We start from the raw sequence: 16,496 nt of genomic DNA, 5'->3' as shown, positions 1-16,496 counted from the left end.
CCGACAAGCTGCTGGATGGCATTGCTGAGACCTTGACGTACATGGACTTTCCGGAAGAACACTGGAAGAAAATCCGTACCAACAACACCATAGAACGCCTCAACCGGGAGATTCGTCGCCGGACGCGCGTCATTGGCACCTTCCCTGATGGAGAGAGTGCGTTGATGCTCGTCTGCGCCAGATTACGTCATGTCGTGAGTTCCCAATGGGGCGCAAAAAAATATATGGACATGAAGCATCTATATGGATGTGATGCCGAGACCATCCTTGACTAATTGCAACGAGGATGCGGTTCATGATTTTGCGAAAGAATATTGACAGTACCCATATTTCTCCTCTCTTTAATTCATGTATACGATTCAAAGCTTTGCAGGCATTAGCCTAACTGATGAGATATCAATTTTACGAACCCATTTTTCCTTCGATGGTAACTTCTTGACCATCCTCGGTGTTCCATTCCGTGCCGTCAGAAAAATGAATGGACATCAAGCGAACGACAAATTTACGGCCATTATCAAATCCGTTAAGCGTCCAGTATCGAGATGGACTAGTAGTCTCACCATCACCAATCGGGTCTTGTGATATGCCACTAAAAGCATCCTTGCCGAATCCAAATGCCTGGAGTTGCGTACCATAATTATCATATGCATAAATCAATATTTTATATGCATCTATTGTTTTTCCCGAATGATTGGTCATAGAAAGATTTACTTCCGGTGCTCCAATAGAGTTCGGCTTAACAGTCACTTTATTCAACGTAACAGGGGGCTTAATAGCCTCTTCATGCGCTTTCTTTTCAGCTGCAGCTTTTTCTTCATCTGCTTTCTTGGCAGCAGCAGACTGCTCTGCACTGGAAGACTGCTGCACCTGTGGTGTAGAATTTGATTTCGTATCATCAGAGGTAATCAAAGGTATTAAGCCGATAAAAATGATGAGAGCTAAAATTATGACACCCCAAAATCTCCTTCCGTGCTTATTCCTACTACTGCCATTATATTCATTTTCAATTATTGATGAATCAGAATTCGTAGCTCTGTCTTTGGAAGACAATTTATCTGCCTCACTAGAGAGATCCGGTATTTCCTTTGCTATATTGTCATCATCAATATGTTCATCAATTAAATGATCGACTTTTGTTCCGCACTTGATACAATATACTGCATCGTCAGGAAGCTTAGTACCACATTTTTTACAGTAAATCATTCGAAATCCCTCCTGAAGTATCGTACTCCCATTTAAACATTTTACTATTTACGATTTCATCTTTTCATCAAGCTTGATGAAAGCTATGCCAACAATGATAGACGTGATAGCAGAATATGTGATGCTTACTCCAATATCTCCGAACATCACATGTCCTAAAAATAATCCGACCATTCCCCAAATGATTAATCCAATCCCAAGGATTTTTATCACATCATCACCTCGCATCTCTCTATGAGTTTCTGCAACGTCTCGACATAAAGGGCTCGCATAACTCCTGAATCAATCAGTCAGCTGTCCAACGTGCCTCGAAATCCGAATTATCAAGCTTGAGTCCAGCTTGTAATTGCTTCTTGAGAGCAGCGCCTCCTGGCATAAAGTTTATTGTTGAGTACTGTGAGCGTATTGCATTTTTTATTGCATTAATAGAAGCCTTTGCCTTTGACCAGTTCTGCGGGCTGAAGACTTTTTCTTTCTCCTGCGCTTCCTGGACAGCATTTTCAAAAGCCATATTCAAAGCCGCTCCAGCCATTGGGATGATCTGATCGATCAAATGATCCTTCTTTAAATTCTCTAACGCCTTCGCAGGATTCGGCACGCTGTCTGGTGGCATGCTATTAACCGTATCAAATAAAACAGAGATTGCAAACAGGTGATGATATGGCATAAAAGACTTCATCGCTAACATTGCTGGGTTAAGTCCTAAAGGATTATCTGGCGTCCAGCATTTTTTTACTTCATCCATCAATTCCTTCAGGGCTTGCATATTCTCTGGCGGATAATCCTTATGGAACAATTGACTGAAATTCTTATCAAAGATTCGTGTTTCGCTATAAGAAAGGATTGGCCTTTGAGAATGCCATGCGCACAGAGCTTTGCCTAAATCAGTCAAGTTAAATACATGGTCCGTATTATACTTTGCCGTATTGACATTCTCGCCTCGTTTTGTGATGAAGTATCCATCTGGATATTTCTGCTCATAAGCTTTCTTCATCATCAAAACATTTTTATCGTTACTTCTGAGATCGCGTGCCTTAACTGCACTCTGTGAGTTTGTAGAAATACTGATTTTATCTGCGGTTTCAGTATCCTTGATCTCATAAAAGCGGAACAATACGTATGCATTGTCTGCCTTCTTCACGGCTTCCGAGCAGTTATAGATAGTGCTCAAAGATTGGCATCCATTCACGACATTCAGTTCCCGTGTGCTAATCGTGTCCCCAGCAGCATGCAACTTTGAACAGATTGCAGTGATTCCGTTATGATAAAAGAAGAAGTCCTTTGAGTCATTCCGGATGGTCTTCGTAATTCCTTTATTTACTTTATTGCTGTTCCCAAGGGACTGCCGCACATTCCTGCGGAATAAGGAGCCATCCTTCACGCCAGGGATCTTTATGCACTCTTTCAATGGTATAGCAGCAATAACTGCTTTGGTTCCTCCGATGTTGAGCTCCATGAATTTTCCAGGCTCTACTGTAAAATCATAATTGATGTACGGCCTAGCGCGGTTAAGAGCTTCATCATAACGGAACTTCAATCCATCGGCATCAACCAGAGCTATGCTTGCACTGATAGAAGGATCAGAAGAAAGTTGGTTGTTGTAGGCTTCTAAATCTTTTTCTGCATCATCACTCAAAGAAGATGTCGTAATCAGTTCAAAGATAACTTCATAATCATCTTTCAACGCATCTGAGATATCCAATATCTTTCTTTTCAATCGATTATTTGCAGCTTCCTGAAGAGCATCTAGATTCTTTATCTGCACCCATGATGAAAGAACTTCACGTAATGGCTCTGCGTTAACAGACGTTTGAGAGTAGAACTTTCCTTGAACGATATACACAACCTGCGCCTGATCATCTATATAGACAGCATCAATTTGTTTATCACCGGCGCCGTCTGTTATACAATCTCTTGCTTCAATAGGGTCGAGATTATGAATATTGCGCAAGTACCATGCTACAAATCGCTCTCCGTCATTGGAATAATTGTTTTTGTAATAATCTCCGGCAATATCATTCTTTATTTTCTCGTAAATATCCATATTTAGCCCCCTGTCTTGATTGATCAATGTTCTTGATAATAGTTTCTAGCCCAAACCAGATAAGCTATATCGTGATCTGTAGGCTTTGATTCTGGATAGAATTTTCCATTCTCTACCATGAATGGCCTTACAATCATATTGTCTACATCAAACAAATACGTATTGACGCTATCGCCGTATTGAGGAGTGGATGTTTTTCCAAAAGCATATACATAGCCGTTTTCTTTTTCGCAGCGTATATTACTCGTATCGATATAATATTTATATCCAGTATTCTGATCTTTAAATACCAGTACCCACGTTGGCAATTTATTGACAGGTGCATCCGTGATTCCTAAATATTGATACAAGCGTGCCTGATATCGTTCAGCATAGGATTCCGGTGCAATGGGTTCTAACCCCATAGATTTTCCACCTTTATATGGGCTTCCCTCTGGATGACCTGGAAAATATCCTATTGAACCTGTGCGGAATATCTTATTCTCACGGACATATATTTTCATGCCAGATACAGTTTTGATGGTGGTATTATTCAATTCTTTTGTACCAATTGTAGTAAACGAAATTATTCCTGCACTTTTATCGTAATCAATAGAATTAATATCAATACCGGAGCGCCAATTATTGTCTATGTAAAACGGTTGCATCAGCATCGTTTTTTCCAAATCATCTTCATTCATTTTTATCTGATTTTCTATCACGGTTTTATCAGATGATTTCTGGCTACTCTGGTACTGCGCTTTTAATTGCTTGTTTTCATTCTGTAGTTCCGTAATCTTCTTTTCAAGTAAGGCAGCCTTTTCCACTGCCTTCTTGTCTTGCATGATCTTCTCTAGATTTATGTTATCAGGATCAACGGTTGCTGTGATATTGCAGGTCCACATAATGTGATTATCACTCGTGACTTTCGGAATGAGCTCTTCTTTCTGGATGGATAACACCTGTGCTGAAATAACACGTATGTCATCAGCTGTCAGAACATTCCCCTTGGTCTTCGAGTAACTTTCTACATATACGCCAGCTTTTTCTGCAGCTACGCGCATAGCTTCAATGCGCGCTCGTTCCTTTGCCGTATTGATATTTTCATCTGGGCCATCGCCAATTAAATACTCTCCTGCGGCTTCTATGGATTGTGGAGCTGCATTGACATCCAGATTTCCTGCACAGAACAAGAATGTAGCGGCAATAATAGTTCTTGTTATTGCATATACCCCTTTGTTCATCTTAAGTCTCCCAATTTATCATCTATGCAAAACACTTTATTGTAGCTATATATTTATAATATTCCTCTCATAAAGAACTGTCAATAATAAATTTTATGAATCACATAATATAGGTAGCCTGCTATCAAACCAGGCTGCCTATGCTAATGATGAAAATATATTTATTTATTCTCTTATATAACCCCCATCTCAAAACTTATCTCCTGTATATGTCAAGCTGCGACATATGTCTAACCCTCAGCAGTTTACGCAGATGTCTGGAAGTGATACTCATAGCGCTCACTCCTCGACTACATCATCAAGCAAGTGCAATGTCATGACTAATCAATCTGGATAAAATGTCAACATAACATAGAGCGGTTTGCTTACTGCCCATCTATTCGCTTGTTGGAAAAATATATACTCTAAATACTCATTATTCCCAATCCCTATGGCTGACATATCATTTCCTCGTCCCGATAATTTAGCTTGATAAAATTTTGTAAAGTCACCTATGTTATTATCAGAGTTTAGGCCAGAACGATCGAAAGTATATGGACAGCCAGGATACAAGTAGATAAATGTTACACTTCCCTTTTCAAAACCAAGCACCATTTTCAAATCACTATAGTGCCATTTACTTGTATAATGACTACTATCAATAAAAGAAGGGCTTCCTATTACTTGACGAACCTCTTTGGGAGACATCCCTAAATGAATGCCATGAACTGATTCATAATAATAATCTGTTGGAGAACGATGCAATGCTTGTGAATCATTCAATGTAATAACATCATTTTTTCGATGAGTTATATGCCAGGACAGATGAAGTAGTCGCTGGCCACTATCTTCATGGATAGCAACCATTCCATCGGCTGCTCCACTCCCACCTGCTACATCGCGGAAAAATGCTATATCACAGCCATTAATTGAATGCCCATGGATTGATAAAACAATGTTGCCAGAATCATCATACCAATCTCCCTCAATAATGGATGTATACTTATCATATAATTTTTCTCCTGGCATAAAATCGTTTACTGATGCTTCCGCTGGTAAGGCTGCAAAAAATAATCCAATGATTGTTATGGATAGAAATAATATTCTCCTCATAAATAGATTCTCCCTTAGTTATCACTGCTTAGAAGATACAGTAATTTATCATAGTTAAATCTTTAAGTGTTTAATATATTTTACTTCCTAACGAATGAAATCCAATAATAGATCGTAGGCCATGTACTTCACTATAAGGAGAAAATTGGTCATGACATTTCATACATTCATAGCCTTTTACGGGAATCCTTACATTATCTGTTTTATCCAGAATAGATAATTTTCTGGTCTTTAATCTTCCGTTACAATGAGGGCATACCTTATCCTCACCCTTTGGTTGGTCTTTAACTACGTAAATTATATCATTAGCTATGATCTCACGTATATTGCTCGTTTTATTACTTAACTCCTTATCTTTACTTGATTTTTCTTCCTGCTCAATTTTTTCCTCATAAAAGTCACAATGACTTATATTGCCACAATGGTTATTCAAATAAGGAGATTTATTACAAGTACAACACGATAAATCTTTATCATAAAAGATGCAACGATTCTTTGTTCTTTTATGATCCTCTTCCATTTTTACATATCCGATATGTGACTTAGTTCCCATGAACTCATCTAATTTTCTATTGCCGTGTTGATTTACTACAATTTGTTGTTTCCTGTTATCAGCTGGCTTCATTGTATCAACGATAAATTTTGTTAATTTATCGTTATCTTCTTTTTCCTTATTAGGGCTTCTTTTTGACCTATATCCAGATCTGAGATATATTTGAAAATCAGATGTTCCAATACTGTACTTTCTAAACATTTTAATCAAGATATCTCTAATGACATTAGCTGGTAGATTTTTTTCAGCGTAAATATGGGTATTATTGATAAGTTCAGGTGTGCTAATTTGTGTCTCATTGTAAGAAAAATACCACCTAGTCCGTCCTCTAAATTCTGAGTTATGAACAAATCCACTAAAAATATCTATATCAAGAGATGCTAACGTTTCGCAAACAAAAAAAATACATCCTTCCATGAAGTAACTGTCTTTTCTTCTTCGAGCAGCCTAACCATTACTGGTTTTGTTCCAGTGAAATCTATCTTATAAAATTCATTTCCAATAATAGGTATATTCGTTTCATCATCATTTGATTTCTCATTATCTATAATTTCGTTTTTATTTTGAATAGTTTTAGGTATGTTAGTCTCTATATTTATATCTAGATTCATATCAGAAATTGCTTTCAATAAATGATCAATTACATCTTCCATTTCGGTAATTGTTTCTAAATTATTCTTTTCTCTTAATACTTTATATGGTATATTTCCGATAGATTCTTTCGTTTTCCTCAACCCATCATTTATAAAAAATAACCCTTTCAATATTTCTTCCGCATAATTAGGATATATGTTTTTTAACTTATCGTATAAATCTTTATATTCTGCCATAAGATGCTCTTCTTTCCATAATATTCAAGTAAGGCACATTACACTATTTGACTCGTACATATTGAAAAAGGCACTATAATTGATAAATTATCGAATTTCCTATCAGTCATTCCATCCCAAGGTAGTTTTCTTTGCAGATAATAACGGTTTGCGTGTTCGAGTTATTTGAATCCTTACCTGATGCTACATTGATATGGGCTCTTTGAGCAGGCAATGTCCAGGAAACATATGTCGATAAGCGATGCTTGTAACTATCATATGTTCTTTTTTTGTTCTGCTTTGTTAATACATTGATACGAGTAAGCGCATAATTGAAAATGCGGTTGATTATCTTTTCGTCTTTGCTTTTAAAAGCAACTGTTGTCATCATAACACGATTGTTTCCACGATCACAATCGACATAAAATTCTTCTACGACACCATCATCGCTTGTTTCATTTTTGCGGAAAATGATTCTGTTTCCTATTGGCCGACTTTCACTAGATATGTAAGTCCAGCCCGGAACGTCCGACCAAGTACTTGCATAGTCACTATATTGCATATCTGGATATACTTCGTATGATTTCGAGACATCTTGCGTCACTAAATCAACATCATTCTGCCAAGAGAATGCAAAAGTATTCGGAATAAATAATAGCATTGCGAGAAAGAATAAAATCAATACTTTAGCTTTCATCAATCGAACCTTCTTTCCTAAAATCACAATGTCGAATCAAAATTATTAAGACGATAAAATACAACACCACACAAACTAGCTACTATGTTAATTTATGTGGTGTCGCACTTTATATTCCCCTAGATAATAATTTATTAACTTGAATTATTTTTTCGAATCCTTCGTTTTGATAAAGCTTGCCATTTTATCTTTCGAAAGTCGAGCACTGAATTTAGGCATAATATATTTATCGTTCACGCTTAATGCCCATGATCCATCTCCTAATACATTGGTATCAAATGATACAATATCAATTGGATGCGTCCAACTACCTAATGCACCTGGTTGTCCCAAATAGAGATCTGCTCGGAAAAACTCATTTACTGCACTTCCACTAGGCGCAATTACAATAGGAGCATAAACCGAGGAACTTTCATCTACAAATCTCGTACCTGGAAGAAGAATCTTTCCCTGATAAGATCCTATCGATATTGAGCTTTTATTGATGTCTACCACTAATGGTTGATCTGTTTTATTCTCCATCTTTATTCCTACGCCAAGAATAGAGATAATATTGTGATTCTGTCCATACATATACAAAGCATTATCATAGTCCGATACATGAGCAGATCGTCCATTTGGCTGAACTAATGTGACATAGTCAAAGATTGGCATGACATCAATAGCAATTGATTCATCTTCATAATGAAGGTTGCTATTTTCTTTATCAATGTACTGTGAAAAATCTAACTGGACTGGTGCCGGATGAACTCTCCTAATGTTAGAAGCTGTTTTACCTGCAATACTTCTGTCTAGCCCAGTATTAGCTGCCAATGATATTTGTGGGACAGATAATAAACTACCTAAAACGAATATTGCGCCAATTGATTTAACGATAGTTGAATGCTTCATCTTCTATTTCCCCCTTTTAAAGAAATCCATTTCTCCTATTCAGTTCTCTTAGTAGCCACCAACAAGCTCAGATGCTTTATTATAGATAGCCCATGTTTCTGCACCACGTACAGAGAACCAACGATGTTTACCGCCAGCATTAGTTATCGTGTAGTAAACATTACCATAATCATCCTTTTGGAATATGTAATGGCATTTTTGACGAACGATATTGCGATTTACGATCTTCACATCTGTCATCAAATATCCGTCGACATGATCGACAAATGTCTCCTCGCTCATGATATAGGTATCTGTAGTAGATGACTGATCATAAGGTTTGGAGTATACCCAATAGTCTGCAGCAGAGGCAACGGAAGAATCCACTACTTGTACGCCTACGACTGTTGTCAAAAAAAATAGAATTGCAAAAGCAAATTTTTTCAATATTTTCATAACAAAGCCTCCACATATCATACTCAATATAATTCACGCTCACCTGGAAGTAGCTGCATGAATCAAAAATTCATACAGCCCCAGATATGCAAAGCTTGAAGCAATTATTCTTTAATAGCGCCCAGAACCTCATCTGCCGTGATATTATTTGCCTGCATGTAGTCGAACAGAACTTTATAGTCTTCTTTAGCCTTCTTCGTCTGGACAGCTGCAAGCTCTTCTTTCAGCTTCTTGAGTTCTGCCTCTTTTTTCTCGATCTTCTCCGTAAGTGTTGCGATTTTTGCCTCATAGTTTGCTACTCTTGCCATGTTGCATCATCCTTTCCTTTTGACTAATCAGAATCTTTGTTTTTTATTATAACACAATGAGTCTATTAAGAAAAGAACAAATGTAAGGAAAAAGGACGCCCCAGATTGAGGCGCCCATGCTATTAGAGATTGTATTGGATCAGGAACTTCGGATTGACCGCTTTGAATGAGAGGCGGCCGCCTACGAATCGTTTATCATGCAGGCCATTGACATTCTGCATCGGACGGATTACGATACCTTCACGCGGCATCTCTTTCGTCCGGACAGGAAGCTCAGACATCCCTTCCGACATGCTGACAAGCATATCGATGTCATTGACGAGCGACATCACGCCGAGGACTGGAACTTGCGCAATCCCTGCATCCGCAAGATGCTGCTGCAGTTCCTGTGGCGTAAGATACACTTTCCTCTTCGGATCATACATCTGGTAGACGAGGATATGGTAATCATCAACCCCGTACTTGTTGTCCTGGATGTTCGGCCCGATAATCTCGCCCTGGTAGATGTAGCCTTTCTCCAGCTTGTCTTCTAGCTTGGCGGCTGTCGCATACATGAAATCGTCTTTCGTATAGATCTCACGGTTACGACTACAGACATGCAGCTTCTTGTCTTTCCAGAACGTGATGCTGCTGCCATCAATCTTTTCTGTGTACTGGCACATCATGCTCTGATATTTGTCCAGTACGTCCTGCAGGACTTGCACACGCGTCTCATCCGTCTTCGGGATGAGGTCTGTCGGGAATGGTCCGTAAGCCGGCTTATAGAAGAATTTCTTCAAAAGGCGACGGCATACTTCGAATCGCATGAACCAGTTCTTCGGGTACTGGATCTTGCCGCGATTCTTCCACCACTCTGCGCTATTGCGCATATCCGGCTCATACTTCTTGATGCCAAGATTCTCTGTGACATCTTCACCCTCTTCCATGCGGACCGGCTTCTTGATGTTTTTCGTCAAGTAGTTTTCCCCATTTTCATCATCACGCATCCCCGTCGTCATCATGGAAAATTCCCCACTTTCAGCAGGTCTTGTCAGGATGCAGATTCCACTACTGCATCCTGCCGCATGAGGGTGTGTTCCATCCGGTAGCTTCGCCCGCCGGCCATCAGGAGATGGCCGTGGTGGGCCAGCCGGTCAATCATGGCGGCTGCCATCTGTTCATCGGTGAAGACGCTGCCCCATTTCGAGAACTCCAGGTTCGTCGTCAGGATGAGGCTCTTGCGCTCGTAGCTGTCTGAGACAATGCGGAACAGCATCTGCGAGCCATCCCGGTCTACGGGGACGTAGCCCCATTCATCGAGGATCAGGAGATCCTGCTGCTGCAGGTCCTTCACCAGTTTCTCGAGCGTGCCCTGCTTCCTGGCTTCAGCCAGCTTCAGGACCAGCTCGGTCACGGAATAGAACTTGATCTTCAGGCCCATCTGGCAGGCTTTCACGCCAATGGCTATCGCCAGATGCGTCTTGCCTGTGCCGACGGGGCCATAGAGGATGAGGTTCTTGTGCTCCTGTATGAATTGGCAGCTCTCCAGTTCCTCCCGGCTGAATGCTGGCGGGAACTGGATGTGGCCGTATTCGTAGCCTTCAAAAGTCTTGTAGGTCGGGAACCCGGCCCGCTTCATGAGGCGGTGCCGCTTGTTCTCCTCCCGGGCCGCGAGCTCCCTCTGGAAGACATGGAGCAGGAATTCTTCCTGCTTTGGCGTTGCCTCATTCTTGCAGAGATCGGCAACATTGCTGCTGAGAAAGAGCTTGCGCGCCGCCTCGCGAATCTCTTCATCCAACGTGGCCTTCATTTTCGGTGTCATGCCGGTCACCTCCTCTCAGGAATGCCCGGTCATAGACGGCAAGGGAGGGGCCTGCTGTAGGACGGGTATCTAAGCCAAAACTTGCAATCCGTTCGGCCAGGACAGTGGCATCGCAGGATGAGAGGCGTCCACCATGGATGCTGCGCTCCATGGCTGCCATGGCCGTCTCCAATCCGTAATGGTCCGTGAGCTCGGCAAGGGTGCGGAGCTGCGCTTTGCGGCCTCTCCTGTCCTGCTGGTCCAGATAGTCCCGGAGGATTGCTGGCGCCTGCTGGCGGATGCCGCTGTTCTCCCAGGCACCGGGATTCTTCATCAGGGTGCAGAGTGTCGTGCGGTAGTCATTGCTGTCCGTGCGCTCCGGTCCGAATTCCCGTTTGTGGGAGACCAGCAGCGTGCCGTCATCCTGCAGGATATCCACCTTGTCGGCATAGATGCCAACGAGGACGCGCTGGTGGCTGTTCTCCGGCCGGGTCGAGTAATAATGCTTCCCATCCAGGCAGACCTTCCCGTAACCGTCCGCCTTGAGCCATTCGTAGCGGCATACATGGAATGCTTTCCTTGGCAGAGGACGTAAGGCGGCGCAATCCTCCTCGAAAAGCTCTGCAATGCAGACGCCTTTCTTGTAGTGCGGCTCCTGTGCTTTCTCCTCATGCCGTTTCAGGAGCTGGCGGTTGTAGGTCCTGAAATCATGGACTTTGGGGACGGGGACGAAGAGATTGGCACGGACATAGCCGACCTTGCGCTCCACGTTGCCCTTCTCGTAACCAGCGTACGGGTTGCAGAACTTCACGCGGCAGCCGTAATGCGCACGGAACCGTTGGAACAGCTCGGTCTCATGTACCTGGCTGCCGACGCGCCTGCCAACACCCGTGGCATTGTCGAAGATCAGGAGCGGTGGGACACCGCCGATGTACTCGAAGATGTTCCGGAGGCCCTGGCAGACACATTCTGCCGTCTCACCGCCGAATACCTGCGTGAACCCGTCGTTGCTGTAGGGGAACGAGACGGTCAGGTACTTCATGCGGCGGCAGACGCCGTTCACCTCGAAATCGGCTTCGCCGAAATCCACTTGGGCAGAGCCGGGCTCCCAGATGAGCTCCTGTGTCGCACGCGCCTGCTGCTGGTGCCGGACGGACTTGACATAGCGCTAGACAGTGCTGTAAGAGCCGTCGAAGCCTTCTTCCTGGCGGAGCCTGTCGAGTATCCGCTTGGCGGTGTGCTGCTGCTTCTGCCAGACATGCTGGTCTTCCGCCAGCCACTCCAGGATCTTCGGCTTGTAAGGATCCAGCTTCGAAGGGGCCGGCTGCTTCACGGGAGGCGTCGGCGAGAAGTCCTCCTGGCTGAGATACTTCCGGACCGTCTTGCGGTCGACCTCCAGCTTCTTCGAAATTTCTGCAATCCGGTATCCACTATTGCTCAAATCTCTGATATAATTGACTTGGGACATTTTGAGCATATCCTTTCCTCCTTTATCTTGGTGGGTCAAAATAAAGGATAACGGTTAAAGAGGAGCGGTTCAAGGTGTCCCGCTTTTTATGGAGAAATTCCCATGATGAAATGGGGATTTCTGGATGATGACGGTGGGTAATTCTACTGTATCATATACATCAATCAGTACTACAACAAACAGATGGCCAAGCGCAGAAGCATCTGTGAGCGGATGAACGGACGCCGTTCTTCTAAGCGAATCGCGCAGCTCACAGCGAAGCGGAACCGCAAGGTTGAGGATTACCTGCATAAGGCAAGCCGCAGGGTCATTGAACTCTGTGCTGAACAGGATGTGTCGGTACTGGTCATCGGCCAAAACAAGGGATGGAAGCAAGAGGCGAATCTCGGCCGCAAGGTCAACCAGAATTTCGTGCAGCTTCCCTTTGCCCGCTTCATCCTGATGCTCCAGTACAAAGCGGAGGCCATCGGCATGAAGGTCGTGCTGACGGAGGAAAGCTACACGAGTGGCACGTCGTTCCTGGATGACGAAGCACCCATCAAAGCATGCTACAACAAGTCACGCCGCATCCATCGTGGCCTGTTCCGGGCAAACGATGGCCGCCAGATCAATGCCGATGTCAACGGTGCCTATCAGATCATGAGAAAAGTATTCCCGAATGTGAACGCAGACGGGATAGAGGGCGTAGCGTTGCGCCCCTCTGTAGTAGCCCTTTCGATGAACACTTACCGCAGTTCCTGCTGCGCCTGATGCGAGAAAGAGTGAACAGTAAAATTTATTAAAAATATAAATGTAATTACTTGTTATTTATAATAAATGCAACGTGATTAGCGATCCTATTGCTATGCTGCAAGCGACATGATATAAGTGTAACACTGTCTGTCGAGATACGCACCATTTCTAGGCTTTGGCGATTCTTTTGGAAAAACTGCCCCGTTTCCGGAACATTTCAAACCAGGCCCGTCCCATGTTTGTCGCCCATCAGGACAACACGCGCACTGGTACCGAGGCATATACGCCGAACAATGCCAAGTTGCTTGGTAAGCGCTAAATCATCCGGTGTATGATCTACCGACTTGATGGCTCACCTTTTCGTCGTCGCTGAGGCACATATCAAAAAAGCTCCGCTGTGTGAGCAGTGGAGCTTGGATGGTTCATTTGCAGTTTTGCTGGATGGTCTCGTTCCATGGCAGGATGTCGTCGAGGTGCTCTGGATGCCGCTGGATGTCAGCATTCGGCAGGTGCTCAAATAGGTATTTGAGGTACTCGAACGGGTTCAAGCCGTTGGCCTTGGCAGTCTCGATGATGCTGTAGACGGCGGCGCTGGCTTTTGCTCCTTTCGGGGAGTCGCTGAACAGCCAGTTCTTACGGCCGATGGTGAAGTTGCGGATGGCGCGCTCGCAAATGTTGTTTGAGAGCGCAGCGTTGCCGCTTTTCAGGAAGGCCTGGAGCGCTTCTTTATGACTCAGGGAGTACTGGACGGCCTTGCCAAGCTTGGATTTTGGCAGGACTTGCGGCTCGATGTCCTGAAGCCATGTGAAATAAGCCTCGAGCTTCTCTTTTTCAAGCTGGAGACGCTGTTCTTCGCGCTCTTCTTTTTTGAGCCCTGCAAGCCCTTTGTCGATGGCAAAAAGCTCGTTGATTCGCTCGATGGCTTCTTTGCAGATGCTGCCGAGGAGGTCTTCTTTCTGCAGATCTGGCGGAATGGCCTCGACGAAGTACCGCCTTGCATGTGCCCAGCAGAGGGCATGTGCGTGGCAGGGTACTTTCTGGTAGCCGGTGTAGCCGTCTGTCTGCAGGATGCCGTTGAACCCTTTGAGAAATTCTTCGGCGTAGCTGCCGCTGCGGCCGGGCTGATACTCGTAGAGGCGGATGGGATGCGCCTGCTCATACTCGCCGCTGCTGAAGACCCACATGTAGGACTTCGCCGGATTCTTGCGGCCCTTCTCTTTGTGGACTTGCACGGGCGTCTCATCTGCATGGATGACATCCTGCTCGAGGAGGCCCTGCCGCAGTCGCGAGACAAGCGGCATGAGCCAGTCCTCGGCGGGGCGGATAATCCAGTTGGCCAGTGTTGCACGCGAGAGCGGGATGCCAATCTCTTTCCATTCTCGTTCCTGCCGGTAGAGCGGCATGGACTGCTGGTACTTCTGCACCATGACATGCGCGACGCTCGACGGCGAAGCAATGGATTTGGCGATGACGGGCTGCGGCATGGCTGGTTTCTCGATGGAGAAATGCGCTTCCTTGCGGCAGGCAAGGCACTGGAAGGATTCGCGGTAGTAGTCGATGACCTTGACCTTGGCGGGGATGAACTCGATCTCTGTGCGGATCTTTTCTTTGCCCATGGACGTCAGGGCCGTGCCGCAGCGTTTGCAGATGCGCTCTTCTTCCGGCAGCGTGATGAGGCATTCCTCATGCGGGAACTTTGCCAGAAGCTCAGCTGTATGGTCCTTCTGCTTCTTGCGGCGTTGATGCGCGGGCACCTCAATGCACGGCTCTGGCGCATTCCGCTTCGCCTCGATCTCCGCCTCGTTGAAGAGATTCAACTGTCCATCTGCGGTCTCCGGCAGGATCCGCTTCGTCTTTTCCGTGCGGGATCCGTAGACCATCTTCTGCAACTGGGCAATCTGGGCCTTGAGCATCTGATTTTCCGTCTGTAGGTTCTGGTTGGTGTTGGAAAGCGCGTCGATGCGGCTCTGCATCTCCTGCTCACGTAAATCTGTCACTGGAATCCTCCTCTGAAATCTGCCTCTATTATACCCGAAAAAAGCCCGCAAAGCCAGTGATGGCGCGGGCTGGTTGTCCACAGATTTCGGGAGTTATCCACGGATTCCGATTAAATTGTAAGATGCGGATGGACCTTGCGGACCAGCTTAGACGGCGAGATGGTGAGCCCTTCCGTGAGCCAGCGGAGCTGCTGCTCCGAGATCTCCAGCACGTCCTTTGGCTCATCCGGCCATTGATACTTGCCATCTTCGAGACGCTTGTAGAGCAGCAGGAAGCCTGTCTCATCCCAGAGCAGGCCCTTGATGCGGTCCTTGCGACGACCGCAGAACAAGAAGAGCGACGGCTGGTGCGGGTCCAGATGGAACCGCGAGACGACCAAGGCAGCAAGCCCGTCGATGGACTTCCGCATGTCCGTATGGCCACAGGCCAGATAGATATGATCCGCCGTGAGTTCTCGGATTAACATGCTGGGAACACATCCCGCAGGACGCAGAGCGTCCGTTTCAGGAGCTCGGATGACGTGGCCTCTGTAACGGTGAGCCGGACAGGGCCACAGCGGAGCTCCAAAGAAGTGGGCGATTCGGTTGAAGTTGCCGATGGCAACGCAACGAATTGGACATTGAGTTCCTGTGCAGATGAATTCTGCTTTTAAGACACAAGAGAAGTAGCGGTCTTCTTCTCGGCCTGTTCCTGTTGCTGAAGAAGCAGGTGCTGAATCTGATGTTGCCAGTAGTAAAACGTTGAATCTGGAATCCCCTCGCGTCGACAGTAAGACAATGCGGAAAGTCCACTGGCACGTTGCTCGGTAATGACCTTGAGCCATTTCTTTAGCGTTTCCTGGCGTTTGATCTGTTGAACCTGTTTCAATATGCGATAAGGTATAATATCTTTCGCAAAATAGAATAACGACATGGACCTCGTCCTCTGTTACAATTAAGTCGCCAAACAAAAACGCAAAGGAGACGAGATCCATGTCTGACAACATTATACAATTAAATGAGCAAGTAATCAAAGCCGAATTGAAAGATCTGGTCAAGCAGAGCGTCGAAGAGACGCTGAACAACCTGCTGGACCAAGAAGCCGCTGAGTTGACCAACGCTTCTAAGTATGAGCGCACGGAGCAGCGCAAGGGCTATCGTTCCGGCCATTACACGCGGAACCTGCACACCAGCTCAGGCAATGTCACGCTGAAGGTGCCGAAACTCAAAGGGGTTCCCTTCGAGACGGCCATCATCGAGCGTTACCGTCGTCGCGAGAGTAGTG

At 44.9% G+C, this 16,496-nt stretch carries 19 protein-coding genes and 1 pseudogene; 3 read left to right on the top strand and 17 right to left on the bottom strand.

What is annotated here, in order from left to right:
- Positions 1-275, top strand: a 275-nt coding sequence (locus T518_RS09975) for a transposase (RefSeq protein WP_036378576.1), incomplete at its 5' end; no start/stop codon positions are given.
- Positions 276-402: 127 nt separating this feature from the next.
- On the opposite strand, the gene T518_RS09970 is transcribed toward T518_RS09975, so the two are convergent.
- The 14 genes and pseudogenes from T518_RS09970 to T518_RS12010 all read right to left on the bottom strand — a co-directional run bounded on the left by T518_RS09970 (position 403) and on the right by T518_RS12010 (position 12,476).
- On the bottom strand, positions 403-1,203 hold the full coding sequence (locus T518_RS09970) for a zinc-ribbon domain-containing protein (protein ID WP_036378575.1): 801 nt from the start codon (positions 1,201-1,203) through the stop codon (positions 403-405).
- Positions 1,204-1,489: 286 nt separating this feature from the next.
- Positions 1,490-3,247, bottom strand: coding sequence for an AIPR family protein (locus tag T518_RS09960; RefSeq protein WP_036378573.1), 1,758 nt, complete (start codon positions 3,245-3,247; stop codon positions 1,490-1,492).
- A gap of 23 nt (positions 3,248-3,270) precedes the next feature.
- Positions 3,271-4,470: a hypothetical protein gene (locus T518_RS11460; protein ID WP_051652297.1), complete on the bottom strand. Its 1,200-nt coding sequence runs from the start codon at positions 4,468-4,470 to the stop codon at positions 3,271-3,273.
- Between the two features lie 324 nt (positions 4,471-4,794).
- Positions 4,795-5,562, bottom strand: a complete 768-nt coding sequence (locus T518_RS12025; RefSeq protein WP_155948145.1) for a hypothetical protein — start codon at positions 5,560-5,562, stop codon at positions 4,795-4,797.
- A 70-nt stretch (positions 5,563-5,632) separates the two neighbouring features.
- Entirely contained in the window at positions 5,633-6,532 is a 900-nt protein-coding gene (locus T518_RS12020) for a hypothetical protein (RefSeq protein ID WP_155948143.1), read from the bottom strand.
- Positions 6,496-6,945 carry a hypothetical protein gene (locus tag T518_RS09950; RefSeq protein ID WP_036378572.1) on the bottom strand — a complete coding sequence of 150 codons (450 nt, stop codon included), beginning with the start codon at positions 6,943-6,945 and terminating at the stop codon, positions 6,496-6,498. The genes T518_RS12020 and T518_RS09950 overlap by 37 nt, the downstream gene beginning before the upstream one ends.
- 106 nt (positions 6,946-7,051) lie before the next feature.
- Positions 7,052-7,621 carry a hypothetical protein gene (locus T518_RS09945; protein ID WP_051652296.1) on the bottom strand — a complete coding sequence of 190 codons (570 nt, stop codon included), beginning with the start codon at positions 7,619-7,621 and terminating at the stop codon, positions 7,052-7,054.
- A gap of 144 nt (positions 7,622-7,765) precedes the next feature.
- Positions 7,766-8,512 (bottom strand): hypothetical protein, encoded by a 747-nt coding sequence (locus T518_RS12015; RefSeq protein WP_155948141.1) that lies wholly within the window; start codon positions 8,510-8,512, stop codon positions 7,766-7,768.
- A gap of 48 nt (positions 8,513-8,560) precedes the next feature.
- A complete protein-coding gene (locus T518_RS09940) occupies positions 8,561-8,947 on the bottom strand; it encodes a hypothetical protein (RefSeq protein ID WP_036378571.1) in 387 nt (128 codons plus the stop codon).
- 104 nt (positions 8,948-9,051) lie between these two features.
- Entirely contained in the window at positions 9,052-9,255 is a 204-nt protein-coding gene (locus tag T518_RS09935) for a hypothetical protein (protein ID WP_036378570.1), read from the bottom strand.
- A gap of 122 nt (positions 9,256-9,377) precedes the next feature.
- Positions 9,378-10,211 (bottom strand): RNA ligase family protein, encoded by an 834-nt coding sequence (locus T518_RS09930; RefSeq protein WP_162177236.1) that lies wholly within the window; start codon positions 10,209-10,211, stop codon positions 9,378-9,380.
- A 74-nt stretch (positions 10,212-10,285) separates the two neighbouring features.
- Positions 10,286-11,056, bottom strand: coding sequence for an IS21-like element helper ATPase IstB (gene istB / locus T518_RS09925; protein WP_072003597.1), 771 nt, complete (start codon positions 11,054-11,056; stop codon positions 10,286-10,288).
- Positions 11,025-12,191: pseudogene (gene istA, locus T518_RS09920) on the bottom strand (IS21 family transposase); the annotation flags it as partial. The gene istB and the pseudogene istA, both read right to left, overlap by 32 nt.
- Positions 12,192-12,203: 12 nt before the next feature.
- Positions 12,204-12,476 (bottom strand): transposase, encoded by a 273-nt coding sequence (locus tag T518_RS12010; RefSeq protein ID WP_162177234.1) that lies wholly within the window; start codon positions 12,474-12,476, stop codon positions 12,204-12,206.
- Positions 12,477-12,653: 177 nt separating this feature from the next.
- On the opposite strand from T518_RS12010, the gene T518_RS09915 reads away from it, so the two are divergent.
- The gene (locus T518_RS09915) at positions 12,654-13,253 is read left to right on the top strand and encodes an RNA-guided endonuclease TnpB family protein (RefSeq protein WP_345938744.1); all 600 of its coding nucleotides are present in this window, start codon (positions 12,654-12,656) and stop codon (positions 13,251-13,253) included.
- Between the two features lie 404 nt (positions 13,254-13,657).
- On the opposite strand, the gene tnpC is transcribed toward T518_RS09915, so the two are convergent.
- From tnpC to tnpA, 3 genes are all read right to left on the bottom strand, one after another.
- The gene (tnpC, locus tag T518_RS09910; RefSeq protein WP_036378569.1) at positions 13,658-15,208 is read right to left on the bottom strand and encodes an IS66 family transposase; all 1,551 of its coding nucleotides are present in this window, start codon (positions 15,206-15,208) and stop codon (positions 13,658-13,660) included.
- A gap of 134 nt (positions 15,209-15,342) precedes the next feature.
- Complete coding sequence (gene tnpB, locus T518_RS12120; RefSeq protein WP_036378568.1) at positions 15,343-15,699, bottom strand: IS66 family insertion sequence element accessory protein TnpB; 357 nt, start codon at positions 15,697-15,699, stop codon at positions 15,343-15,345.
- Positions 15,700-15,881: 182 nt separating this feature from the next.
- Positions 15,882-16,145, bottom strand: coding sequence for an IS66 family insertion sequence element accessory protein TnpA (tnpA, locus tag T518_RS12115; RefSeq protein ID WP_036378567.1), 264 nt, complete (start codon positions 16,143-16,145; stop codon positions 15,882-15,884).
- 59 nt (positions 16,146-16,204) lie between these two features.
- Between tnpA and T518_RS09895 the strand changes: the two genes are divergently transcribed.
- The coding region (locus T518_RS09895) for a transposase (protein ID WP_036378566.1) at positions 16,205-16,496 on the top strand (292 nt) is incomplete at its 3' end.

The organism is Mitsuokella jalaludinii DSM 13811, assembly GCF_000702905.1.
Taxonomy (GTDB): Bacteria; Bacillota; Negativicutes; order Selenomonadales; family Selenomonadaceae; genus Mitsuokella; species Mitsuokella jalaludinii.
This window is presented reverse-complemented; position numbering and strand designations above follow the sequence as displayed.

Coding starts and splice junctions, on each gene's coding strand:
- T518_RS09970 (WP_036378575.1), bottom strand. CDS start 1,203: ATGATTTACTGTAAAAAATGTGGTACTAAGCTTCCTGACGATGCAGTA.
- T518_RS09960 (WP_036378573.1), bottom strand. CDS start 3,247: ATGGATATTTACGAGAAAATAAAGAATGATATTGCCGGAGATTATTAC.
- T518_RS11460 (WP_051652297.1), bottom strand. CDS start 4,470: ATGAACAAAGGGGTATATGCAATAACAAGAACTATTATTGCCGCTACA.
- T518_RS12025 (WP_155948145.1), bottom strand. CDS start 5,562: ATGAGGAGAATATTATTTCTATCCATAACAATCATTGGATTATTTTTT.
- T518_RS12020 (WP_155948143.1), bottom strand. CDS start 6,532: ATGGAAGGATGTATTTTTTTTGTTTGCGAAACGTTAGCATCTCTTGAT.
- T518_RS09950 (WP_036378572.1), bottom strand. CDS start 6,945: ATGGCAGAATATAAAGATTTATACGATAAGTTAAAAAACATATATCCT.
- T518_RS09945 (WP_051652296.1), bottom strand. CDS start 7,621: ATGAAAGCTAAAGTATTGATTTTATTCTTTCTCGCAATGCTATTATTT.
- T518_RS12015 (WP_155948141.1), bottom strand. CDS start 8,512: ATGAAGCATTCAACTATCGTTAAATCAATTGGCGCAATATTCGTTTTA.
- T518_RS09940 (WP_036378571.1), bottom strand. CDS start 8,947: ATGAAAATATTGAAAAAATTTGCTTTTGCAATTCTATTTTTTTTGACA.
- T518_RS09935 (WP_036378570.1), bottom strand. CDS start 9,255: ATGGCAAGAGTAGCAAACTATGAGGCAAAAATCGCAACACTTACGGAG.
- istB (WP_072003597.1), bottom strand. CDS start 11,056: ATGACACCGAAAATGAAGGCCACGTTGGATGAAGAGATTCGCGAGGCG.
- tnpC (WP_036378569.1), bottom strand. CDS start 15,208: ATGCAGAGCCGCATCGACGCGCTTTCCAACACCAACCAGAACCTACAG.
- tnpB (WP_036378568.1), bottom strand. CDS start 15,699: ATGTTAATCCGAGAACTCACGGCGGATCATATCTATCTGGCCTGTGGC.
- tnpA (WP_036378567.1), bottom strand. CDS start 16,145: ATGTCGTTATTCTATTTTGCGAAAGATATTATACCTTATCGCATATTG.